Below are 25475 nucleotides of genomic sequence, written 5' to 3'. Positions count from 1 at the left end.
TATTTTTCCTTTTTGCTGGCACTTTGTTGGCACCACATAAAAAAACATCTACACAGAGAAGTGCAAGTGTTTCATTTCGAGGGGTGGGCCCAACAGGGCTTGAACCTGTGACCCCCTGTCCCGATAGCTATCGGGAGAGTCAGGTGCGACTAACCAACCTTTGAAGCATTTCAGGATACTTGCATAGATTACGGATGTATACGGAAGATTTCATGGCTTTGATTTTTCTTTCAATGCGAATAGCATGTGGGTAATCATTGGCGGGGATAAACAGAAAGAGTTCCCAGTCTTTAGCCGTTGCAGTAAACTTATTCTTACCATATTCAGCATTGTTATGATGTTCTATTCTTGTAGAAACATCATCCTGCGTGGCTCCGACATAGAATCTGTTCAGATTTTTGCTAAAAATAACATAGCATCCACACATAAAATATGAAATAAAAAAGGACTTACGATTTATCTCGTAAGTCCTTCGTTTTAAGGGGTGGGCCCAACAGGGCTTGAACCTGTGACCCCCTGATTATGAGTCGTTTTTAAGCCATTTTCATGGCTTTTCAAGCCGCTTCATTTCGTTGCATATCTTGCTAAAAACCAGCACATAATATTCATTTTGTGCACTTTCATTTTTCATCCGATTTCATCTATTTTCCCCTACTTTCACCCAGCTAAGTGCAATTTTGGTGTTCCAAATTTTGCCCCCTGACTATCCGAAAAACCTTCAAATCAAGTTTGAAAAACGCTGTAAATCACGTCTGTTTACCCATTCAATTTATAATTCCTTTTATATTGGGATAAAGTATAAGTGTGTGCAACAAAGCCTCACACTTAACTTGAAATTTGGATGAATACATTCGTAAAAGACGGAATTAGTGTGGCATCAATGATCGATACCCGTAAACCTAATTCGAGAGGTGAATACCCGGTAAAGATAAGAGTAAACTTTCAAAGCAAACGGGCTTATTATTCCACGGGCATCAGCATGACCAAGTCAGATTGGGAGAATCTTTCTGGCAATAGGACAGTAACCGGGAAAAATATTCGTGGCAACATAGAAAACAGTTTTTCCCTGGTGCGCAATAATGTAGAAGCACTTGCAGAAAAGGGAGAATTCAATTTTGACCTTTTAAATTCTCGTTTAGGAAGAGCAACGGGTGATACGGTTAACAATGCGCTACGGGCGAAAATAGACATACTTAAAAGTGAGGAGAGAATCGGATCCATGTTTATTCACATTAATACGCTCAAAGTGCTTGAAGAGTTTGGAGGTAAAGACATCCCATTCTCGGCTATTAATATCGCTTGGTTGAAGAGATGCGAACAGTACTGGTCTCAAACAAAAAATCAGACCACAATTGGAATGTATTTTCGTAATATCAGAGCCATAATGAATGAAGCAAAAAAAGCGGGTGTTATCAAAGAGTCTCAATACCCATTCGGTAAAGACCGGTTTGAAATTAAAACTGGCGAAGGCCATAAAAAAGCTTTGTCTATGGAACAGATAAAACAGATATTTCATTACTCCGACGGGAGGGAGACTACTGATAAATATCGGGATTTATGGTTGTTTGTTTACATGTGTAATGGTATTAATGTAGCCGATATTGTGAAATTGAAATACTCAAATATTCTTGACGGAGAAATTTGTTTTGTACGGCAAAAGACGGAACGGACAGCAAAGAGCCGAAAGGAGATACGATGTGTAATAACACCACAATTGAAAGCAATTATTGATCGATGGGGAAGCGAAACCAATCCTGATAATTATATATTCCCCTATTTAAACGGCAACGAAACCCCTTTGGAACGAAAGACCATTACAAAAGAACTAACAAAACGGATCAATAAAAGGATGAAAGAGATTGGTAATACTCTTGGATTTGGTCATATAACTACCTATACAGCCCGACACTCTTTTGCTACCATATTGAAGCGAGGAGGAGCCAATATAGCCTACATAAGCGAGTCTCTGGGGCATTCTGATTTGAAGACTACAGAAGCTTACTTAGCCAGCTTTGAGCGTGAAGAGCGCGAAAAGAATGCTCTATTACTTACCTGCTTTGATTAAGCGGGTAAGTGTTTTCTTTCCTGATTGCCTTATAATTTTTATTTCTCAAGGATATAGTCTGTATCAAAACACGTTAAATTATATCGTTATGAAAGGAATGGTTGAACACCTGCTTGCCTCTATTGATGAGGTGGAGAAAGAGATTGAAAATGATATTTTCAGGGCTTTTTCTCCTGTAGATAATTCAGAAATGATTATTGAAAGTCCTCTTTTTTAAGAAAATTTATTTCCAGAATAGGGAATAATAGTAATGAAGAAAGTGAATGAAATGAGCTATAAATCAATCTTTTATTTTATATTTCTATGTAAGCTTCTATATGAAAAATATTTTATAAAAAACTATTCATTTCATTCATTCTGTTCATTATTTTAGAAAGAAGATTTGCAAAAACATTCTTTTTATCAATTGAAAAATGTATTTATCTGGATATATTTTAAGCATCCGATTTTTCTATATACCTATAGCTTAATCTGGAAGATACAATCCCAGTGAAAGTGGTGATTGAAGATAAATCCGTTTCGGAGAAAGTAAGGATGATCGACCAGTTGGATGATGACGATAAGCATGTATTTTACCGCATGATCGATGCCATGCTTACCAAAAAGAAGTTCCTGGACTTCTACCAGAAAAATATCGCAGCTATATAAAACGCCAAAAGCCCCACCCGGGGCTTTTATTTTGTCCGGCTAATAGTTCACTAAATCCATCTAATAAATGAACTTTGCAAAAAAACGTGTTTTTGCTACCTCAAACCCTCTAAAATGGCACATCAAAAAAAGTTCATTTAATCGATTGTTTTTTTGCACTTCTTATTCAATGCAAAAAGGACAGACCCGTAAGTCTGCCCTAAGCCATTCCCCCTTGTTTAACGAATGTATTGTTTGATCAGGATGTCTTTTGCCTGTTGATTGCCTCTTTTAGCTGCTTCACCCAGATAATAAATTGCCATTTGGCGTGAATCTGGATCAAAACGAGTTAAATCATAAATAGCTACATTTTTATCATCGTCATTAAAAGCATGCCAAAGACAGAGATAAGCATCCCAATAAGCATGTCGGTAATGGTATTTATCGGCCATTTTCAAACATATCGGAAGTAATATCGGAAAATAGCTTTCTTTCGAATATTCTTCTTTAAACTTTTCATAAGCTAGTGTATCTCCACAATCTGTTTTGCGATATAAATCTTCATGATATTGAATAAAATTAGGCAACGCAACTATTTCTACATTCTTGGGAGTATTCTTGTGACATCCCCAACAAATTATTAATACTGTGACGAATAGTATTTTTTTCATGATAATCAATATTTCTGCGTGTATATTAAGTGCCATTTCTCCCGCCAAAACCAACATCGTTGCTGCGCTAAACCTTGTTTTTTTTCTTCGGATTGTTTTATCCAATATTCCCCTTTTTTTATGTCTTTAGGAAATGCATTACCATTTAGATACAGCTGTCCAAGTATTTCCTGTGCGTTGTTACTACCTGTTTCTGCAGCTCGTTGTAAATAGTATAATGCCCTGTGTTGGGATACCGTATCCAATGCATTCCATTCGGATTTGTTAAAATCTGGAGACATATAATGGTAATAAATGTGTACATATGCATCTGTATAATGGTATTTATTGGCCATTATTAAATCACTAAGGAAATACAAGCCATAGTAGTTGTCGTTAATATAAGCATATCGAATCGGGTTGCCAGTATTAATTACTTCCCGAAAGTTTTCATATTTCGATTTGTTATTTAAAGCTTGAAAGCTTAGGGTATCGCCCGATTGGAAATAATGAACAGTTTCAACTTTGTTGATTTGTCCTTTACATCCTACAAACAACAAGGCTAAAGTGAAAAAAAAATATAAATGTTTCATAATGAAAATATTATTGTTACTGGATTTTTTTCTTATCAGGCTTGCCAAATTGTCTTAAATAATCATCTGTTGCCCAATATGACCCCTCGTATCCATTCTCCCCAACATGCAATCTATCTTGCTGACGAGGTGAAGTTTGCTCAAGAAGATCTTGATTATATTTTTCATAATCAACCTCTTGGGTACTTGCATTACATTCAACTGCGCATCCTTCAAATTTAATATATTTTCCACCTTTGCTTTGGGTACCTGTATAAGGTAATCGCTTGCCATTTCTATAGTATATCCATTTCCCTGGATTTGAAGCTTTTCCTGTCTTTTCATCGTAAGAATAAAAAGGACCAAGATCTACTCCATTACTTTGAATTACATCGTATCCATCAGGAGCAATGACTAATATATTCCTATTCGCTTTTGATATCATCTGAGCAATACCACCATCTACCCCTGAAAAGCAAACATGAAGGACTAAAGTGCCACCATTCTCTATAATATTATTCCAGGCTTCTGGTGCTGAATATTTCATCATTTCTCCAAAATATTTCCCATTCTTTATATCAGATGGATAAATAGGTGTAGGACTAGCTATATTACCATGGAAGTATGGTGCTACTATAACATTTCCTTTTGTACTTGTTGAATGTTGATAAAGATCAATCCTACTCATGTCGTCATTGTTTGGCATCTTCTCTACGTATCCATAACTTGCATCACTACATGCATGCCAGTTTACTATTATATTGCCATCTATATCAATAGAATTTATTAAATTTCCCGCACAATATGCATACGGGCTAATGGAGTAGTATTTTTCGGCCAATGGGTCTACAGTTGTCCATACAGGAAGATCAACCTGTCGCATACGGGCACCGTTATCGTACCAGTTTAGCCCGTGCATACTTTGCATCTCTTTTCCAATATGGCGGTAAGGCTGCACGTTGTCTCCACTTGCTACGCTTTCGCCGAAACGCATGCCACTTGGATAGAAATTGCTGCTTTCCACAACCGAACCGTCACTTTTCATCACTACCCGGTTACTGCCCAAATGGTCTTTCAGGTAATAATAGTACACACCTGCCTGCCAGTAGCCTTCGGGCAAGAGTATCATTTGTAAAGAGCCATTCTGGTAAATCATATTACCCACGTAATCGGTGGTGGTAGTCGATGCCACCGATGGATTGGCAAGAACCATGTCCAAACTTGATACCGGCAAGTTTACCCCTGCGGGTGCCGTCTTGTCCACCACCTTCAGTTTCGTACCTGCCGCCGAATAGGTATAAAGCGTCTGATGCCCCAACTGGAACTGTATGGCATTGGGCAAATTTAATACATTGTAACCGATTGCCCAAATACCGCAATTGGAAGCGTCATGCATCATATTGCCATTGGCATCATACGCCCGTTGATTGCTGTTATTATTGACAAACTCTTCATCGCCATAGAAATAACCGCTACTGCCGTTGTCATAAACAGACATCAGTTGATTGCCATTGTAATTAAAATTAATGAGGTTGTCAATCGTGCTGAACGTTTTCCCAGGACTGGTCGATTGTAATCCTCCACGATACAGGTTGGTGATATTTCCCATTTTGTCGAATTGATAACTCTCAGAATATTTTCCATCCTGTGATGTGGCTGTCGTTAACCTGTTCAAACCATCGTATGCGAAGGTGTATGCCCTATTGCCAAGGCTTTCGCTTGGAATATTTGACTGAATACCGGCTATGTTACCGTTGTAACATGCCGTAAAGGTAGTAAGACTTGCCGTATTTTGGTTGTAGCAAAGATTTTCTGTAAAACGATTACCCGAGATGGCCGATACCCACGATCGTACATTGTAGCTATAGGAGGTGGCATCCACGCCTCCGAGGGTTTTGGTCTGCAGGCGGCCTAAGTTATCATACGCATTACTTACAAGGGTCACCAATGATCCTCCATCTCCAATCTTGTGGGTGGTAGTGAGTAAACGTTGGGCTTTATCATAGGTATAAGTGTAGTATTCCTTATAGGTGTCAGAGGCCCCGCTGATGCCGTGGGTTTTCAAAGTAGCCGTGGGTTTTCCCGTAAAATCGAGCGCATTGTAGGTAATATCATACCCTCCCAGGTGGTTGCTGGCACGGGTCTGTACCACCCGCCCGTATTTGTCATAATAGAGGGCGCTTACTTCAAACAGAGCCGGGTTGTCTAAATGATATACTTTTGTGCCGGTAAGCATGGCTGTGGCATAACCCGGAGTCGATGGTGTCGCATCAGGAGCGGTGTAGCCGCTCAGGGTCGTACAAGTGAGCTGGGTTGTATTAATGCCCGGAAGACTTAAAAAAGAGTAATTGTCATAATAGTTCACGGACAACATTACCGTAGGGGTGACAATGGTGGAGCTATAACCAGTTCCGGGAATATTCTCATTTGCGCTCCCCACGAAACTTTCTACTGCAATGGCACTCGAAAACTGTGCAGTCCAATAACTTCTGTCATTAGAGTTTGTAATGAGCCCGCTATACAATAATCGTCCAAATATATCATATTTATTCACTGTCCACTGGGTTTTGGTACGTTGGTTGCCATCTTGCGACATTACTAACCGATCTGCCTTATCGTAAACCATGTATATCCAATCGCAGCTAGGCAATCTTTTGGATGTGCAACGCTTTCTTCCATCATAAATATAGAGGTAGGCATACTGCTTGAGCACAGGATCGTCGTTGCTCCATGAGGTGTTTCCTCCTAAGGGATCGGAAGCCAGCGGGGGCAATACATAGCGCAGATTATCAAGGTCGTCGTACACAAAATAGGTATCATAATTTCCGGCCGTACGACTTAACACCTTACGTCCCTGTTTGTCGGTAAATTCTTCGACAGTCTTTCCGTCTTCATCAGTTGTTTTTTGCCCGTAAAGAGTTGTCGCACTATAGGTTCCGTTGCAAGTGAGTTGATCATTTACTACGGTAAACAATTTTATATCAGATCCATTAGTGGTGTATTCAATCATTTTCTTCTTGCCTGCATTGTACCAATCTACACCCGGATCGGTCTGTCCTGCCACCCGGTTCAAAGGAGATGGTTCGTTGTCAATGGTTGAGTAGGGCTTTTCACCGGCTCCATACTGGCTATTACAAAAAGATGTAAAATCTGTTGGAGAGGTGAATTCTCCTGTATTTGAATTTGTTGGGACTGGTAGCCACTTCTGCCATTCACGGCCATAAGGATCGTAATTGATGTTACTCACCAAATCCTTTACTCCTGAAGAGGTAATTGAAAATGCTTTTAGGACAGTTTGTGAAAGGCGGCCTAACCCATCAAAATATTGAATAGTCGAATTGGCATTGGCAGATGAAGATCCGTCATCAACCACAGAAGACGGATTGCTTACCATCTGATTGGGGATAGTGGTGACAATATAGTTTTGAGTGGAAGTCTGGGCTGCAAGGTGTATGACCATTCCTCCGAATATAATGAAAAATAGCATTTGTTTCATAATATCGATTATTTAATCATTAAACTGAGAACTCGAGAAATGGGTTGAGAGATTCTACTATTTTCAATTCCACATCTCCAAATTCTAAAATCTTTTCTACATGTTTCTCGCATATACTGCCCTAACGGGAATGGCCAACGGGTCATCATCGGGTAGCTTGCCCGATATCTGTTGCAGGTAGCAACGTCCGTCGGGTTCGATGTAAATGCGGAACTGACTGATCACTAGACTAAAGTCGACTGCCTGTCCGTTTACAGGTAGCAACTCGCGACGGGTGATATGCCCCACCAATTGTTTTTGTTTCCAGTCGATGGTACGGTCATGCTGCAAGATCATCTCTATCCTCACGCTGTCTGTGCTGATAGGGGTAAGGTAAGGACTGACAAACAACCATCCTCCCCGCTTGTTAACAGCAATATGAGTGGTGTCGGCGCTGCCGTTTTCGAATACTTTGGCACGGGTTTGTGCAACAGATAAACAGTTAAAAAGTATCCATATTGATATGCAAAAAAATGTTCTTGTCATGACTGCAAAGATTTAGATAATGATTATAAATTGAAACTGCCACTAAAGCTTGCCACTCCACCTATGGATAAGGATGAACCTGAGACAATTTGGCAATATACCATTCCGTCGGGGCTGAATGTTATAGTCCAGGTTCTTCCTCCGGAATCTAGCGGTAAATACCTGATTACTGAGGGTCTAAATCCTACGGGTAGCCACGCAACAAGGTAATTAATCCCAGAATTCATAGTTGAACTGTTCACCCCAAACACCAAGTTAAAGGATATGGTATTGCCATTGCTCGAAAGCGAATTGTAATAATTAGTATAACCCGATTCTAAGGTAAAATTGCCGTAAGCGGGTGTTCCAGTGCTACAAGTTATGTTCTGGGTAACCGTTGCTGTTTGGCCTGTTGAATTATCGGTGATCACACATTGAAGAGTGAGGGTTCCGCTTTGCGAACAGCTAAAACTGAAACTGCTGCCATTGCCTCCGGTTGATAACACAGAAGCTCCATTGAGTAATGACCAACTGTAAGAATAATTCCCTGACCCTCCACTTGCTGATATAGATGCGCTTACGCTATTACCTAACGTATATGACGAACCCACTCCTGACAACGTGCCAGTGAGCGTTGCATATCCTCCTTGTCCGTTGTCGGGGTTATTTTGATAACCATATCTATATTTGGCAAGAATATTTTTGTCATCGTTCTTTTTCAAATAAAGTCGATTAAAAGTGTCATAATAATAATTAGAGGTAACACCCTGACTATTAGTATACGTTGCTTCTCCAACCAATGGTTTGTAGGTATATGTCGATATCATAGCAGTCTTCCCGCTGCTTTTAATCATATCTCGGATTAGTTCGATATAATTGGATGGATTTGAATCGGATGCCAGATTATTAATGAACGTAGGACTGATTGCTGTTGCTACTTCATTGTATGTAAGACCTTCGATTTTAGCGATTGGATAGTGATTGCTATATCCCCAAAGGTATGTAGTACTAACTCCGGCTCTGTCTTTTATCTCGCAAATATTTCCATATAGGCCATAATTTACAAATTCTAAGTTAGGAGTACCATAATGACTATCCATAGATGATCCGTTATAACTGGAAAAAGAACCAATAGGAGAAGCCGTCTCTACAGAATATTCTTTTTCAGGTAAATAAAGGGTGTCTGGAGCAATAACGACTTGCTTGTGGGTCATTAGTTTGCTTTTAACAAGATTATTATCGTAGTATTGTGTTGTTTCAACAGGATAGTTCAACATATTCTTTTTTGTCATTCCAATAGAAATTGGAGAAGAAAGTTCAAAGGGATAAGAATAATGAGTTGAGATAGCTTTATTGGTACTGGAATAGGTTGTTTCCGAACTTGGCAATAGGAACTGATTGTATGTATGAGAGGTGTTTAATGTTGAAATAATCTTATTCCCGGTAGGATCAAATACTGTTTCATTTTTTGAAACTAAATAGGAAGTCCCAAAATAATTTTTATACCAGCAGTAGTTCCAAGCCCCCTTATAACCGCTATAAGGGGATAAATTATAAATAAGTTGGATTGGCATTACTGCGGAATATAAATTAAATATGGTTGTCGAGTAGTAATTTTCAATAGTTTTGACAATATTGCCATTTGAATTATATGTAGTGGATTTTATCAAGTTTCCTCTTTCATAATCCTTATTACTCCATGGTCCTAAAGCGACATCAACAAAAACGGTACATCCATCAACTTTAGCTACAGCCTCATCTGGGTTAGAATCAAAATTTGAATATTTATTGATTGAATAACCAAGAATATTGCCATTCGCATCTTTGATAATATCTGCGACTTCTGAATAACCAATAGGATTCCCTAATGTAAGTGAAAGTGGATTCTGAGGATTAGAAAAACATTTGCCAGGAGTCCATGTTTTTATATTATAACTTGCAGCATCTAAGACAACCATTATAGGCTTACGACCTAAGATCCCACTTGATACATTAGGACTCTGGTTGGAAAGCGAATAATTGCGTGCATAAATATATTCATGTATATACTCATCACTATTATTATGATAATGAATCCTTTTCACTCTCAAACCAGGCCCTATTGCTTTAGGACTAGGGGCTAACAACCGGTAGTTGATATTGGCAGCGACATTGCTACCTGTTGCCACGTTTGTAAGGGTGGCTATTTGATCAACAGTATAAGAACCTGGAGCAATAAGCATTGACTTGCGAACCCCAGAAGGGCTCATATATATATTTGCATCAGCGTAACTAGTTAACAACAAAGGTTGTGATCCATTGTATAATCCACAATTACGCCAATATGAAGCATTCCATGACCAACGGATCGAATCATATTGAATATTAGTTGCTCCAAAAGTTTGTATACCTGATAGAGAATAATCATTTGGTTCATATTCTAATGAGATTGTTCCTCCGGTAGGATATTTAATTTGTTGCAGTGTTCCAAAAGATATGAATGTTGGATTAGGTTCCCGATTAGGTGAATAATAAAAAACATTACTGTTGTCTGGGAAAATCAAAGAGGCATAACCATCTGAATAAGAGGTACCATTAAAATAGCCCCAATAGTCAGTTTGTGCAGAATTATACGGAGGTAATTGATTTTGATCATAAGTAAATTCGTAAGGAGGTATTGCGTGACCCATATTGTCTTTTTGAGTAATGGAAAGTAAAGATAACCGCTTTGTCGCATCATTGGTGTAAGTAAAACCATATGATCTGTTTTTTGTCCCGGTTAACTTATCTGTTACAACTATTGAATCTAATTTTTGCCAATGATCTAGATCACACCCTCCGCATTTCAATTGATTTGTTGGCGAAATATTAAATGCAACCTTATATGTTGCACTTTCTATTGATTTTAAGTACGCATGATTACTTATGCAAATGTTGATGGCATTTTGACTGGAATATCCATTGGTTACCGTAGTAGAAATATTTCCCGATACAAATTGACTAAGATTCAAATCTGCACCAGATGCCACTTGATCTTGAAATTTATCTGTATAGTAATAGTTTATAACTTCATGGTTTGGATAAATAATTTGAGATAAATACCACGCTGTAGCATATCCATCTGTTTCAGAGGAAGTTCCGCTAAGATATGACGAAGATGTCTCAATAAGTGCTGGAGAATATCCGAATCTGTATTTTGTCCCGTTGTCTGACGTGAGTGTGAACCCTTTAAATGGCTGAAATGCACGATCAACCATCGACATGTTTGGATCATAAGGAGAGGAACCCTCAATTTCTATTTTATAATTAGGATTTGACTGTACTTGAAATTTGCCTGAGGCGTTGATGAAAAATTTACCATTCAATCCATCAACATTAAAATAAAATTCATCTGGAGCACCATCTGCTGTCGTACATAACCCGTTCCAACAGTTACTGCCAGTTCCTGGAGTGTTATCTAGATTAGTTAATGAGTTGCTGTTAGTATATCCGGACGAATAATAAGAACCCACATTTTCTAATTCATCAGGAATGAATTTTAATACACGAGTGATTACGCCCCCAACGTTTAACGTCCAATTTAAACCAACCCATCCTGGATGGGAATCAGGAATCACACCAGAGGTGTTGTAACTTAGGGAAATATTTTGCGCTTTATTATCAATTCCCATAGACAATGGAATGTCAATATTAACTTTCCCTGTATGCAGACTAACAGGGAGATTACCGACTAATCCCAGATTACTTGCTTCAGGACTCAGAAATTCTACAGGAGGATTTTGTGCTACCACTTTAATTCCCATTATGATAAATATCAGGACAAGTACTTTTTGTTTGCTTAAATTTTTGAAATAAATTGGAGTCATAGATTCTAATTTTTTATTAAAACAAATACTTCCGAAATTCATTTGAACTTAAATTCGATGAAAGCTGAGATTACATTTCTTTGATTTACAGCTTTATTTCTTCACCACATGTAGCGTCTTCACCATGCCATTCACTGTTACGTAGAGTGGATATACGCCACGGGAAAAGCCACTCATAGAGATGTTTTCAGTGTAGTGTCCCACCTGCTGTTGCTTTGGTGAGGTGGTAATTTTTGGAACTCCTATGGCATCATGTAGCGAGAAATTGATGGTGGCATTTTGCGCCAGATCGTATTCTATCCGTAATTGGCTCTCTACAGGGTTGGGCAAAAGTTTACAGTTGGTAAATATTCGGTCGATTGCCGGTAAATTACCTAATTCGCTTTCTTTTTCTGCTAATCCTGTAGTGTCCGTTTGTTGTCCCTGTTGCATGGGAGGGTAGAAGAAGGAAGTCACCTTATGTTCGGTTTCTTCCTTGCCTGTCTTGTGTGTAGCCGTTTTTACCGTTTCAAATATGGGATAACGGTTTCCCTTTACATACCACGACCAGGTTTCCAACCGCATGGTAACGCTGTCAACCCCCGTCTCGGAATATTCCCGCAGGTTTTTCACCCGCAATATTTTTTTGTATTCCTTCCCGTCGGGAGTAAAGAGTGTGCCGCTGCCATCTGCCAGTGTGGTGGTGATCCCAGCCACATGTAGTGGTAAACGGTGGCAATACTCACCAGTTCCGGCAAAACGCGAAGAAATAGTATCTCCGTAATGGAATGGAAACTTCATTTTTATTTCGGGTTGCGAGTATTCCATCAGGGTGGTTGCGTTTTCGAAGCCTGTATGCAACAAGATGTCACCTTTTACTTGATACCTGTAAATAGTGCGGTGTTCGATTCCCATCAACTGTAACGTGTCGGATGTGATGGCTTTGTAACGGAGGTTGTACGCGTCGTCAACCGGACGTACGGTGCGGAAGTCCCAGGTAATGTCGCGGCCGGCGGCTCCGGGATCCACATATTCCATCTGTTGTTTGATAATGGAATCGCCTGCATGGGGTAGGTTACGGTACTTGCACAAGAAGACTGTATTGGGAATTTGAGTAAAAGCACTGGCACTTATAGCACAAAAGAATAGCGCGAGTAGATATTTCTTCATAGTATTTAAGATTAAAGTTTTTGTTCCGCGAAAATGGTAATGAAACCTAGACTAATATTAGCCTGAAAAGTTTCAGTTTTATTCTTGCTTAAGGTAAATGGTGGTATTACAAGAGGCACAAATATCCCTTTGTAAATGTCATAAATTCTCTGTCGTTGGTTCCTGAAAGAAACAAAGTGAGATTTTGGTAGGTAACAAGATTGGATTAGAGAGTAGTTAAATCCCAATCCAAGTAAAAATATTTATTTCAATATTTTATTTATAATATTCAATTGTAAAGTAAAACATTAAACAAATTATATCCAAATAAATTAAGTTAATAATATTCATTTATTTGTGTAATAGACCAATAAATTGATGATCTAATCTTGAATCATTAGTGTGCATATGAGATGAATACACTGCATTATATTTATTATTGCTATAAATCAAGAATAAATATAATGTTGTAAAACTGTGATGAATATTGATAAATTAATTAATATATGATAATAATGTAATATGTAAATCATCATTTCAATAATCAAAAGAATATCTACATAAATAAATTCAGATTGAGGATATTTTTAATCTTACATAATCCGAATAAAATCAAAAATATTTCATACAAGAAATTTATAAAAACAGCAACTTATCCCTATCCAAATAAACCTGCAAAAGCCTGATGGGATAAAGGTCTTGAAAACAGCAATAGCATTGCTTACTTAGCCAGTTTTGAGCGAGAAAAGAACGCCTTATTACTTACCTGCTTTGATTAAGCGGGTAAGTGTTTTTCCTCCGGTTTCCTTATAATATTTGTTTTTCAAGGATATAGTATGTATCAAAAAACACATTAAACTATATCGTTATGAAAGGAATGGTTGAACACTTGCTTGCATCAATTGATGAGGTGGAGAAAGAAATTGAAAAGGATGTATTCATGGCTTTAGTGCCTCTTCAAGATGCTGTGAAAAATAGAAAATGTTTACATGTTGATTTGCAGTGATTTATATGTATCGTGTAAAAGTGAGTATAATGAATGAAATGAAAAAAAAATCTATATAATATCTTTTTTATTCTATTATAATAGTCATTTATATAAATGTTTATAAGAATTTTTTTTTCATTTCATTCATTTGTTCATTTTTGATATTAATAGCAGTATAAATATATTCTTCTCAAACAATAAACAAGTTGAAATTTAAACTTCACATCTAATGAAGACGATATTGATCTGTTTGTCTTAATCATAAAAAATTGGTAATAAATGGGTTGTGTTTTATAAAGTTGATGGAAATTTATCATTTGAGTAAATGATTTCTTCTGATTTTAAATTTATCTGTTGTTTATTTTGTGATTTTTGTGGATCTTAGTGGATTGGATTGTTTTTAAAATCAAGGAAGTTAAAACCGGAATGGTTTTTATGATATATACTTTAGTGTTTTCGTTCAAACGTGATATTGTTAAGTTTAAATTGAAGCTACCATGTTCGTTTAGCTAACAAACTAAAAGTTGCAGTTAACTATTCTAAATTTATAAGAGGCATATAAATAATACTTTACACCATGATTAAGGTTGTTGAAATTGAAAATGCTTTAGCACAGATTAATGGGGACATCTTCCAAGAATTCTGTAACCACTTTTTGTATTTAAAACTCAATCCTAACACCATTACTCCAATTGGGAGTGTTATTGGTAAAGAAAAATCAAGAAAAGGAATTCCAGATTCATATTTTACTGTCAATAAGGAATTAATATTCGCTGAATACACGACTCGTGAAAGGACCCAAAAAGGTCAGAGTTTCTATGCCAAATTAAAGTCGGATATTGAAAACTGCTTTGATATGTCCAAAACAGGACTAAAGAAAGAGGAAATAGATAAAGTTATTTTATGCTTTACGGGACGGATTAAGCCGGAGGAAAAGAAAACACTTGAAGAGTTATGCAAACAACACAATCCAAAATGCATTCTTGATTTAAAGGGGATAAGAGATTTGGCATTTGCGGTCCTCGATTATCCTATTTTAGGAACTTACGTTGGAATTAAAGTTGGCACTGGTCAGATACAAGAACCGTCAGCCTTTATTGTTAACTATGAAAAGAGTAAGATTTCAACACCTTTAAGTAATACTTTTTATGGTAGAGAGACGGAAATCGAAGATGGATTAAATTCTTTAAATAACAATGACCTATTATTAATTCATGGAGCTCCGGGTACAGGTAAATCAAAATTTGCAATTGAATTAGCAAAACTATATGCTGATAAAAACGGCTTTTCTTTTTTATGTATAGGCAACCGAGACCTTCCAATTTGGGATGATATTAAAGAGATTATAAGAATAGACAAGAATTATGTATTGTTGGTTGATGATGCAAATAGATTAGCCAAAAACTTTCAATGGATATTAAGTCTGTATGAAGATAGAAAACCTAATAGTTTTAAAGTAGTAGTAACAGTAAGAGATTATGCTTTCAATTTTGTAAAATCTATTGCTTTAAATTATAGCTTCTCAACCATTGAGATAAAGACGTTTTCTGATGATGAATTAAAAAAGATTATTCAATCGGATGATTTTGAAATTACAGAACCCTCATACATAGAGAGAATCCTTAAAATTGCAAAAGGGAATGCACGATTGGCAATTATGAGCGCTAAAGTTGCTCGTACAGCAGCTAATTTATTGGAGCTTTATGATGCATCTCAGATCTATGATGAGTATTTTGAATCGTTGTTTAATGAGATTGAGCTTTTAAAAGAACCTATAACACAAAAGGTTTTGGCCTTGATCTCTTTTTTCTCTCGTATTGATAGGGAAAATCGGAAACTTTGTGATTACATTTTTGAAAGGCTAAACATTGAAGAGGCTAAATTTTGGGAAATATGCTATTCCCTTCATGAAACAGAATTAGTTGACTTGTTCGAGCAGCAGATCGTTAAAATATCAGACCAAATATTTTCAACATATATTTTCTATAAGGCTGTCATTGAAAACAAAGTATTAAGCTTCAGTTTCTTTCTTAACAACTATTTAGATTACAAAAACCGAATTAATGATACTATCATCCCGGTAATAAATACTTTTAATTATAAACACATAGAGACTATCTTGAAACCAGAGATATTAAAGCATTGGTTGGTCATTGAAAAAGAAAGTAATGATCAAGACTTACTCAAATATTTTGATTTGTTCTGGTTTTATTTGGCTCCACAGGTATTTGTTTTTATAAAGAGACAAATTGACAAACAAGATACGACAGAGGTCTCTGAATATAGATTTCGTTACGAACTAAATGAATTCTCATACGGAACAGGGATTGATCTTGAGATTTTATCTCGGTTTAAGAATCACAGCGATGAGTTTTTCAAAGATTCATTGGAGTTGATGTTTTATTACGCAATAAAAGACCCTTCTAAAATGCCTGCCGTTATCTATATTTGTAAAGAACGATTTAATTTTTCCAGATTGGGTTATGAATATGGTGATCGTATTCAGCATCTACTGTTTGATTTTCTAATAACGAATGCTCAAACGAGCCAAAATAAAATCATATACGAGAATGTCTTAGCTGAAATACTCCCTGATTTTCTAAAAATAGAACATCGAGAAGATGAAAGTAATGGTAGAACGTTTACTTTTTACACTTTCCATTTATGGCTTTCAGAATCAGTTAAGGCATTTAGAATTAAATGCTTTGATTATTTATTGCAATGTGGTAACAAATCAATAGTATTACAAACATTGTATCGACTGTCATATTATGAATACCAATATTCTAAAGAAATTTTGGAACATGATTTGAGTTTTATTTACCAGATAATAAGTAAATACTTCGATCCCAACGAATTTAAGGATTGTTTTGTTCTTCAAAATATTATGGAAGGATTGGACTGGCTGAATGTCGATTATAAAAAAGGGATTCAAGATAAGTATAATAGCAAGCTATTTCTACTTGCCGAAATATTAAAAACGGACAAACAAAGGAGAAAAGAGATTGGATGGGAAGAGGAGGATCGGTTACACCAAGTAGAGCTTAAAAAATATTGTGATAAATTTAAAATAGATGATTATCGTTCGCTATTTTATCACGTATCTACAATTTTAGAGCATGTGAAGGAGATTGGTGTTGCTAATAATGTAACACATCAATATGAGAGTTCTCTGAATACAATAATAGGACATCTGGCTCAGTCCGACGTCTGGCTTTTTCTGAAAGTACTAGAATTAAATTTCACCAAATTCAATTTCAATCTTCATTTTGGTTATATTTTTGCTCGTTTTTTTCAAGCAAATCCAGAATCCTATTTAGCTCTCTTTGAGTTAATACAAGATTTAGATGAAAATAAGAAGTTCTACTTTCATCAGGCATTAATTATTGATGAGGTGAAAAGTGAACATCTATCTTTGCTATATGCAGATTTATTAGACACAATTAATTCTTTGAAATCACAATATATATTTTGGGATTTGACTTTCGCAAGTAAATATAAAGAGCTTAAAGAAGAGAGAGATATTTATTCTGAAATTTTAGGTCTCGTTCTTTGGAAAAGGCAAAATGAGCAAATTAACATTGGCGTGGGGCAACTTTTTTTTGAGAAATGTCTTTCATTTAGCGATTTTTCATTTGAGAACCTTATTGAAGTTTATTTATATTCAAATGATATTGAACAACATTTTGATTATGAGAAGAAAATTCTCAGGGCTTTATTAGAGCATGATTCATTGATTATTACGCGCATTCTAAAATTCAATTCTCCAGATAAATATTCTCGATATGATTTTGAACACTATGATTTTGTTTGGGATTTGGATAATTATCTGGAAATTATGAATTCTATCTTTGAATATTTTACGACTAACAACATATATTATTTTTCAGGCGGGATTATTACTGCTTTTTTCCCAAATGTGAAGAATAAATATGCTGGAAGACCAATAGAGTATTTAGAAAGTCTAATTGATAAAAACAATATGAATGAAAGCTATATGTGTATTGTGTTTCGTATTACGTGCTATAAATATCCGGAATTAAAAATGTTGTTTTTGAAGAAATTTCTAACCTTAAATGATAATTTTGAGATATTTAAAAGTCTAGAGGTTGTCAAAAGGAGTAAAAGTTGGTCAGGAAGCTATATTCCAATATTAGAAGGGGAAAAAGATACTTGGAAAAATGTGATTTCAGTGCTTGATAGATTACCAAATAGGCTAAATTATCATGAACACAAAGAATATGTAAGTCGTCAAATTGGATATTGTGATTTGAGAATAAAGGATGAGCTGAAAAGGGAATTCTATGAGGATTTTAATTGATTCGCTCCTTTTTTTCTGATCTCCTTATAATTTCTGTTATTCAAGGATATAGTAAGAGTAATACACTAACACTATATCGTTGTTATGAAAGTAGATTATTTCAAGATACCGGAAATCAAGGTCTCTTATAAAGATAATGTCAGGACTTCGGATCGTTTTCAAATCAAATGCTCCGATGATACAGTTAAACTTCTAAAGATAGCTTTTGAAGATTGTATGCAGCACCATGAGGAAACCTACGTGATTTATATGAACCGGGCCAACCGGGTATTAGGCATATCAAATATCTCAAAATGCGGCATTTCAAGTACATTCGTTGATATTAAAATCATAATGCAAACAGCCTTGAAAGTGCACGCATCATCAATAATTTTTTCTCATAACCATCCATCTTCCTCTATTGGTCCGAGTCCTGAAGACATAAGGCTGACCAAGAAATTGAAAGAGTCTTGCGAATTATTAGACATTACATTCCTGGATCATATCATTATGACCGAAGAAGATCATTATAGCTTTGCAAATGAAGGAATGTTATGAATTTACACAATTTTTGGACTGTGTCGTTAACTCAAACTGGTATTACATATCACTTCCTTTTAAGCTATCTTTAATAGCCACAACTCTCAAATAAACTGAATTATGCATAATCAGTAATACCCTTTGAAGATTTCAACGACATCCTTTATTTCATCTGTGTCTGTTATGTTAATCATGCAATTTTTATTTGGACACAGCGGACCAGCATTATAGTGTAATTCTAATTTGTTGGTGTAGTGGTTTTTATATAACAATAAATTCACCTCTTTTGAAAATGTAATAGTTTCCGGGTCTTTATATCTATCTTCATATTTATATCGAGCAACGTATTGCAGAGTGGTGTCATTTATAAATGTAAGTTTGGCTCCTTGAGGCATAACACCGTTATAATTTTCATAGATAGATTTAATCTTGCCGTTTTCAGCTTTTACTGCAAGATGACCTGTTTCTAAATATTCTCCCGTAAAGAGCTCCAGACTATAATCGGGTTTTGCTTGTTTAACTCCATTTACTTCTACAAGTGTGCCATTGTTATATTTCTCAATATTTTCCGTGTACCCTCCAGTGTCTAACAAAGTTCGATCAATCACATAACCGTCTTTCGCTCCTGTCGCCGTAAAGCTTCTAATGTATTTTGGTGTGCTTGAATTAGGAAAGAAATCGATCATATAAACAATCTCTCCTTTGTATGTATAGGATGCACTTTCTGGATGAATCCCATCGGATTGCATATCAAGTAGAAGCCCATCTCTCTGTCCATATTTATTGAATTCTTCATATCTTTCGAGCCTACCTGTATATCGGTTTCTCCAGAAATTTGTTTTTGCAGGGATAACTGAGAAGTGCAATGGAAATCTTTCCAATTTCCACTGCTTTATAATTTTTGTTCCAAACTTCTTTGTCTGGGGAAGGTGATTTTGTTGCGGTTGAACTGCATAAGCACTAAGTGCAATCATCAAGCCAAGCAGGAGATAAATTTGCTTCATGGTAAGTGTTATTTAAGTCGATCTATTTTATGATTGATTCTATTTTCTCAAAAATCTTTCCTTTGCTTTCATGTTCTGATTGTTCATTGTGCGCCATGATTCCTACAATTGAAAAAAGCACAATGCAGAAAATAGAAATTAATGCAACTTCCGTGTATTTCTTCTTTTTCCTTGTCTTCTGAAAATCAAGGAATTGTTTTTCAAAATAAGCATTTTCAACTTCATTGGGGAATTTAGTCTTTAGTGCGAACAATGCTTGTTCATACTTTACCAATATGGCATCAGAATATTTATTGGTTATCCTAAGTTCATCTTTGACAATAGACCCCCAAGGATTAGCAATTAGCATTGTGGTCAATTCTTCAAGCATTTCTATTATGTGCTCTTTGTCCTGAGGAACTTTCATTGCGATCACCTTCTCGATGCCGCTATCAACAACCGCTTGAGCTTTTTCAATTTTCTGTTCTTGTACTAATTTTTCAAATGCGGCTTCTTCTCTTTCATTGAATTTCTTTGACGAATATCGACTTTGTGCTCTTCTGTATACAGATGCATGCTTATCACCCCAAACATAGTTAGATACTACTTTTCCGGTATCCCTACCAATCTGGCTCTTGAAAGAATTAATAAATCCCATAGCTTAATAAAAATAAATAGAGGTGGTAAAACCACTTCTGATTGGTTATTGTTGTTTATTTGTTTGCCTTTATTCTGGCATCACCATGTAAGATGACTTGCACGAAGATAACCGTTTCTTTTCTCTGTTGAATTCTCAAGACCTTTATTTCAGCATTTATCAGAGATATTTAGCTTTTGCTTGTGTTTTTCTGGTGTAATTTTGAGGCAAAATTACGAAACAGTGTAACACGGCATAAGTTCAATTTGGTTCATTAAAGTTCATATCGGTTCATAACAATGGACATTGTTAAATGGGGATGATTTTTTTACGACTTTTGAAGTAAAAAGCAGAATATGGAGTCTGAATATATCGAGGTATTAAAGGTAGAAGTGGAAAAAAGAGTCGGAAGACCCTTGAAATGCCCGGTTGATTTTGACTTGCTCTCATACAAACTCAATAAAAGTATCCACGAACAGATCAGCATCTCAACCATCAAGCGCCTCTGGGGGTATATTCCTACTTCCCATGCACCTCGTTTTTCAACTCTTTCAGTTTTGGCCAGGTATATCGGATTTACAGACTGGGACAACTTTTGTTTATCGCTTCAACAAGAGAAGGGAAATAATGAATCTGAATTTTTCACAGGTAAATGTATTCTTACCTCAGAATTGACAGTTGGTGATGTCTTAGAGATTGGATGGAATCCGAACCGTTATTGCCAGATAAAGTATATGGGTAATAACCAGTTTGAAGTGATACAGGCAAGGAATGCCAAGATTAAAATCGGAGATACCTTTTGTGCGGATCAGTTTCATCTAAACAGACCCCTTATTATTACCGAATTAAAACAAGCCGCATCATTAAATAAAGATTGCGAACCAATGAACTATATTGCCGGCTATCAAACCGGATTGTCGTTGTTATCTCTGATTGAAACAGATTAATCTTCAATAACGACAAATAGTGCAACCAATCAATCTGAATTCAAATTCGGGGATCATTGATCCTTCCCGAATACATATTTCTAATGAATTTAAGGATATAACCTGTATTCACACCTCAACCGTAGGATACAATTGTTTGTATAAGGCAAAACGGCTTGGCAAGTGGCATGTTCTGAAAACCCTGAAAGAAGAATATCGGGATAATCCTGTTTATTTAGGATTGCTACAAAAAGAATTTGATATAGCCTATCCGTTATCACATCCGAATATTGTACAGACGATTGGAATAGAATATGTCTCAGAATTGGGATTGTGTATTGTAATGGAATTTGTGGAGGGTGTAAGTTGGGGCGAATTTTTCAAAGATGATTCAATAACTACCCCTGCTACAATCAAGATACTGACTGAACTTTGCAACGCTTTGGATTATATTCATGCACGGCAAATTATTCATCGCGACTTAAAACCAGAGAATATTCTTATTACACGCAATGGCAATAACGTAAAGTTGATTGATTTCGGATTGTCCGATACGGATTCCTTTGCCATATTAAAGCAACCTGCGGGCACCTTAAGATATGCCTCACCGGAACAACAGGTAAACAATGAAGGGATAGATAAACGATCGGATATTTATTCCCTTGGTATCATTTTATCGGACTTGAAAACAACCGGCATCAAGTTTCCTCAAAGTAAACGTATTGTTTCAGGTTGTATTGCATCGGAAAGGGAAGATCGATTTTCCTCAGCTTCGGGAATAATTCAACTACTCAGCAGAAAGAGTAGGGCAAATTATTTCCTAATATACGGTTCCTTTGTGGTTATGGTACTAATGTCTTTCTTGATTCATAAGCAGTCAGAAAAACAAAATGAGATGAATCCAGTAAATAAGATCGTCAAAGAGGTTGTCATAAAAAGTTCACCTTTTGAAAAGGTAAATCTTCATCCGGTGATGCAAGCCCCGAATGAACCATTAAGCAAAATTCCAGAATTCATTAATATCTACAATCAACTTGCACAAAAGGCAAAGACGCTGACAACCGAAAGATGCCAGCGCCTTTATGCTGAATTGGATACGTTATCAAGTAGTGCATCCGTTATGAAATGGACTACAAAGTATAACGCTCTGGTCAATGATGTTACCAACCAAATGGAACAATTATTGCAAGAGAGAATTTCCAACACCTCCCCGGAATTTGGCTTATACCAAACATCCCTTCATAGCCTCATCGAGAAAACCTGGTCTGATTATTATTATCAGCATCAGGAGAAGTTTGAGCAACTGACTTATACCTTTAAGTGATTATAACAGATATTCCATTGGAAATATCCCCATTTTTATTAATTCCCAATCGGGATCATCATCCAATAAGGGTTCGATGACAATGTCAGGAGGGGCTACTTTATTTTTATTGTTAGAACTGGCCAATTGAAAGCCGGTTGTCTCGAACCGTCGGGCAATCTTGCTTTTCAATCCGCAATTTTCAATTACCTCAAATTCATATTCGCCAAGATATTTGAGGATGCAATACTTTCGGGGATACCATCCAATAGTAATCAATTGTTCGGTAATTAGGCTGCTAAAAAAATGGCTATCTATAGTTTGGAATCCAGCTTCGTAATTTTCGAGAGCTTTCTTGCAAAAATCATCCCATCCTTTGTAACCTATTGCCCTTGCAATAACGGAACGTGTGGTGGCATTGGGAGGATATGTGCGGGAAATAAAGCCAAATGCCCTCTTTATGGTATCATCACTTAGTTTATCCTCATGCGGATCATCCTTCTGTTTGTCCTTCTGTTTGTTGTCTCTGCTTTGCTTTTTTTGGAAAAGACGTTCTTCCTCCTGTTCTACAGTTTCCTTGTTTATGATCCATTTTATTTTGTCAAAGTCCTTGAAAGTCGAACAATCAACGTATTTGGATTTGAATTCATCTATCATCAGGTTATATAACTCCTTGTTGTATTTGATCTCGCTTTTTTCTATACTCATCAGAGGTAAGATTAATATTTTGTGCAACAAAAGTACAAAGTATTTCATAATTTTTTCTCTGCTACTAGCCTGCCTTCCAACATAGCTGTACCTTTGCATCATATTTAATTGAATATCAGTAATATAAACACTAGTTATTATGCCATCAACATTTGAAAATTTACCTCAACAAGTGGATCACCTGCTTACAGAGGTTTTATTAATCAAGAAAATTCTTCTTGATAAAATTGATGAACCGGAGGAAGTCCCGAAAAAATATCTTTCCTCAAAAGAAGCATTAGCAGAACTAAAAGCTATGGGGTATTCAATTAGCTGGTCAAAATTTACAAAAATGGCAGCATCAAGAACGATTCCATGCCATAAATTGGAAAACAAACTGCTTTTTAATAAGGGGGAACTGATAAAATGGTTTGATGCACAAATTATCAACCCTTCGGAAAACCTCAATTTATCAAATTATTCTATTGTTAAATCATCTCAAAATAAAAAACTCTATGGAAACAAATAATGTTACTAAAGCCAATTGTAATCTATCAAAATCGCCAGAAACCACTAACCCCGTTGAAACTATGAAAAAAGAAGATGAAAACGAGTCGAATACCACAAATACAATGGTGAAAAATTACGTTCCTCTTGTTCAACGTAAATTCATGAACAATAAATCTTTGAAAATCTTAATTGATGCAATTTTACCACTTGATTTTAGGGAAATCAAACATAGTGAAAGCCCCGAAAGAATAGCGCAAATTAGACGTCTTCGAGAAGAATTAGAAACGGTTAAAGATGGAGACTCTTATGGTGCGATTATTAAAGAGCTACAAAGTTATAATCCTTCGATTGAGGATCAAATCCTATTTACAATTGAAAATCTATTGCAGGTTGCTGAAAATTTAGGAATTGGAATTGGAATTGATACGATTACTGGCAGTACGTTTTATTATAGTAAAGACGGATATTGGAAAAAAATTGAAGACAAAGAAATTGATACATTTTTGTCAATCATATCCCAAAAAAGCGGGTTTTCCAGAGAAGCATCAAAACATCCCAAACATTTGAAAGCTATAAGAGAACAATATAATCATCTGGCATTAATACCTCGTCCAGTAAATGACCCAACCACTATAAAAATTAACCTTAAAAACGGAACATTCCACATTAGTAGAGAATGCCAGAAATTGAAAGCTTTTGATAGTGCAGATTTCTTCACCTACGTTTTACCTTTTGAGTATGATGAAACAGCTAAAGCTCCAAAATTCCAAAAATATTTAGATGAGGTGATTCCAGAAATACAAGCGCAAATGGTAATGGCTGAATTTTTGGGCTACGTATTTACTATAGATTTAAAACTTGAACGTTGTTTAGTCCTTGTAGGAGATGGCTGCAATGGGAAAAGTGTTTATTATGATGTTGTTAGAGCTTTGTTGGGTAGTGACAATATTTGTTCTTATCCCCTTGGTTCATTGACAGACGAAACAGGATATTCACGTGCAAAATTAGTAGATAAATTGTTAAATTATTCATCAGAATTAGGAGGTAAATATGTAGACTACGATAAGGCAAAGAAGTTGATTAGTAATGAACCAATTGATGCACGCTTACCTTATAAAGATCCATTTGAGATATACAATTACTCAAAATTTATGTTTAATACCAACCTGTTGCCTAGAAATCAGGAACAAACAAATGGGTATTTTAGGCGATTTATGTTTCTTGAATTTAATGTAACGATACCTGAAGAAAAAAGAGATCCCGACTTGGCGAAAAAAATTGTTGCGGATGAGTTAAGTGGAGTTTTTAATTGGGTCATTGATGGATTGAAACGGTTATTAGCTCAAGGCAACTTTACTAAGTCTCCCAAAATTGAAGCTGTAGGTAAAAGAATTCAGCAAGAGAGTGATAGTGTGATGTCCTTTATGGATTCTGAAGGTTACATACCATCAGTTGAGGATTATGAAACATCTAAGTTCTTATATGAGGAGTATCAGACGTACTGCTTAAATAATGGAAATAATAAAGTTTCGAGTACAGAATTCCTTAGGAGGCTTGACATGCATCATTTTTACATTAAACGTAAATGTACAAATAATGAGACAAGAGTCTTTTGTATTAAAGAGACAGTCTCTAATATTGATCCTAAAACGCAATCTGTAATTGAGATGATGCTTGCAAAAAACGCTACCTGTAACAATTAATTTTAACCAGA

General features: G+C 36.0%; 20 protein-coding genes. 10 read left to right on the top strand and 10 right to left on the bottom strand.

Going from position 1 to position 25475, the window contains the following annotated elements; translation table 11 throughout:
• Window positions 1–139: 139 nt before the first annotated feature.
• Window positions 140–427 (bottom strand): GIY-YIG nuclease family protein, encoded by a 288-nt coding sequence (locus F8N35_RS10610; RefSeq protein WP_293052515.1) that lies wholly within the window; start codon window positions 425–427, stop codon window positions 140–142.
• Window positions 428–841: 414 nt separating this feature from the next.
• On the opposite strand from F8N35_RS10610, the gene F8N35_RS10605 reads away from it, so the two are divergent.
• The 3 genes from F8N35_RS10605 (at window position 842) to F8N35_RS10595 (ending at window position 2713) form a co-directional block, all read left to right on the top strand.
• Window positions 842–2065: a site-specific integrase gene (locus tag F8N35_RS10605; RefSeq protein WP_293052513.1), complete on the top strand. Its 1224-nt coding sequence runs from the start codon at window positions 842–844 to the stop codon at window positions 2063–2065.
• Between the two features lie 88 nt (window positions 2066–2153).
• Entirely contained in the window at window positions 2154–2282 is a 129-nt protein-coding gene (locus F8N35_RS10600; protein ID WP_293052511.1) for a hypothetical protein, read from the top strand.
• A 281-nt stretch (window positions 2283–2563) separates the two neighbouring features.
• Window positions 2564–2713 (top strand): hypothetical protein, encoded by a 150-nt coding sequence (locus F8N35_RS10595; RefSeq protein WP_293052509.1) that lies wholly within the window; start codon window positions 2564–2566, stop codon window positions 2711–2713.
• A 218-nt stretch (window positions 2714–2931) separates the two neighbouring features.
• On the opposite strand, the gene F8N35_RS10590 is transcribed toward F8N35_RS10595, so the two are convergent.
• The 6 genes from F8N35_RS10590 to F8N35_RS10565 all read right to left on the bottom strand — a co-directional run bounded on the left by F8N35_RS10590 (window position 2932) and on the right by F8N35_RS10565 (window position 12908).
• A complete protein-coding gene (locus F8N35_RS10590) occupies window positions 2932–3363 on the bottom strand; it encodes a hypothetical protein (RefSeq protein WP_293052506.1) in 432 nt (143 codons plus the stop codon).
• Between the two features lie 5 nt (window positions 3364–3368).
• Window positions 3369–3935 (bottom strand): hypothetical protein, encoded by a 567-nt coding sequence (locus F8N35_RS10585; RefSeq protein ID WP_293052503.1) that lies wholly within the window; start codon window positions 3933–3935, stop codon window positions 3369–3371.
• 16 nt (window positions 3936–3951) lie between these two features.
• Complete coding sequence (locus F8N35_RS10580) at window positions 3952–7410, bottom strand: DUF6443 domain-containing protein (RefSeq protein WP_293052500.1); 3459 nt, start codon at window positions 7408–7410, stop codon at window positions 3952–3954.
• Window positions 7411–7506: 96 nt separating this feature from the next.
• Window positions 7507–7935 carry a hypothetical protein gene (locus F8N35_RS10575; protein WP_293052497.1) on the bottom strand — a complete coding sequence of 143 codons (429 nt, stop codon included), beginning with the start codon at window positions 7933–7935 and terminating at the stop codon, window positions 7507–7509.
• A gap of 23 nt (window positions 7936–7958) precedes the next feature.
• A complete protein-coding gene (locus F8N35_RS10570; RefSeq protein WP_293052494.1) occupies window positions 7959–11759 on the bottom strand; it encodes a hypothetical protein in 3801 nt (1266 codons plus the stop codon).
• 93 nt (window positions 11760–11852) lie between these two features.
• Window positions 11853–12908, bottom strand: coding sequence for a T9SS type A sorting domain-containing protein (locus tag F8N35_RS10565; protein ID WP_293052492.1), 1056 nt, complete (start codon window positions 12906–12908; stop codon window positions 11853–11855).
• Between the two features lie 847 nt (window positions 12909–13755).
• On the opposite strand from F8N35_RS10565, the gene F8N35_RS10560 reads away from it, so the two are divergent.
• The 3 genes from F8N35_RS10560 to F8N35_RS10550 all read left to right on the top strand — a co-directional run bounded on the left by F8N35_RS10560 (window position 13756) and on the right by F8N35_RS10550 (window position 18733).
• Complete coding sequence (locus tag F8N35_RS10560; RefSeq protein ID WP_293052488.1) at window positions 13756–13893, top strand: hypothetical protein; 138 nt, start codon at window positions 13756–13758, stop codon at window positions 13891–13893.
• A 559-nt stretch (window positions 13894–14452) separates the two neighbouring features.
• Window positions 14453–18196: a hypothetical protein gene (locus F8N35_RS10555; RefSeq protein WP_293052485.1), complete on the top strand. Its 3744-nt coding sequence runs from the start codon at window positions 14453–14455 to the stop codon at window positions 18194–18196.
• Between the two features lie 84 nt (window positions 18197–18280).
• The gene (locus F8N35_RS10550; protein WP_293052482.1) at window positions 18281–18733 is read left to right on the top strand and encodes a JAB domain-containing protein; all 453 of its coding nucleotides are present in this window, start codon (window positions 18281–18283) and stop codon (window positions 18731–18733) included.
• Window positions 18734–18843: 110 nt separating this feature from the next.
• On the opposite strand, the gene F8N35_RS10545 is transcribed toward F8N35_RS10550, so the two are convergent.
• Together F8N35_RS10545 and F8N35_RS10540 are read right to left on the bottom strand one after the other, a co-directional pair.
• Entirely contained in the window at window positions 18844–19719 is an 876-nt protein-coding gene (locus F8N35_RS10545; RefSeq protein WP_293052479.1) for a hypothetical protein, read from the bottom strand.
• Window positions 19720–19741: 22 nt separating this feature from the next.
• On the bottom strand, window positions 19742–20356 hold the full coding sequence (locus F8N35_RS10540; protein WP_293052476.1) for a hypothetical protein: 615 nt from the start codon (window positions 20354–20356) through the stop codon (window positions 19742–19744).
• Window positions 20357–20691: 335 nt separating this feature from the next.
• On the opposite strand from F8N35_RS10540, the gene F8N35_RS10535 reads away from it, so the two are divergent.
• Window positions 20692–21282, top strand: coding sequence for a hypothetical protein (locus F8N35_RS10535; RefSeq protein WP_293052474.1), 591 nt, complete (start codon window positions 20692–20694; stop codon window positions 21280–21282).
• A 136-nt stretch (window positions 21283–21418) separates the two neighbouring features.
• Window positions 21419–22585, top strand: coding sequence for a serine/threonine-protein kinase (locus tag F8N35_RS10530; RefSeq protein ID WP_293052471.1), 1167 nt, complete (start codon window positions 21419–21421; stop codon window positions 22583–22585).
• Here F8N35_RS10530 and F8N35_RS10525 read toward each other — a convergent pair whose 3' ends face one another.
• Window positions 22586–23272, bottom strand: a complete 687-nt coding sequence (locus F8N35_RS10525; protein WP_293052468.1) for a hypothetical protein — start codon at window positions 23270–23272, stop codon at window positions 22586–22588.
• 139 nt (window positions 23273–23411) lie between these two features.
• On the opposite strand from F8N35_RS10525, the gene F8N35_RS10520 reads away from it, so the two are divergent.
• Both F8N35_RS10520 and F8N35_RS10515 read left to right on the top strand, forming a co-directional pair.
• Window positions 23412–23780: a hypothetical protein gene (locus F8N35_RS10520; protein ID WP_293052465.1), complete on the top strand. Its 369-nt coding sequence runs from the start codon at window positions 23412–23414 to the stop codon at window positions 23778–23780.
• Window positions 23767–25464, top strand: a complete 1698-nt coding sequence (locus F8N35_RS10515) for a phage/plasmid primase, P4 family (protein ID WP_293052462.1) — start codon at window positions 23767–23769, stop codon at window positions 25462–25464. Before F8N35_RS10520 ends, F8N35_RS10515 begins: the two co-directional genes overlap by 14 nt.
• Window positions 25465–25475 lie beyond the last annotated feature (11 nt).

The sequence above is a fragment of the Paludibacter sp. genome (assembly GCF_009712605.1).
Classification (GTDB): Bacteria; Bacteroidota; Bacteroidia; order Bacteroidales; family Paludibacteraceae; genus Microbacter.
The sequence above is the reverse complement of the archived record's forward strand: the minus strand, read 5'-3'. Positions and strand labels throughout refer to the sequence as shown.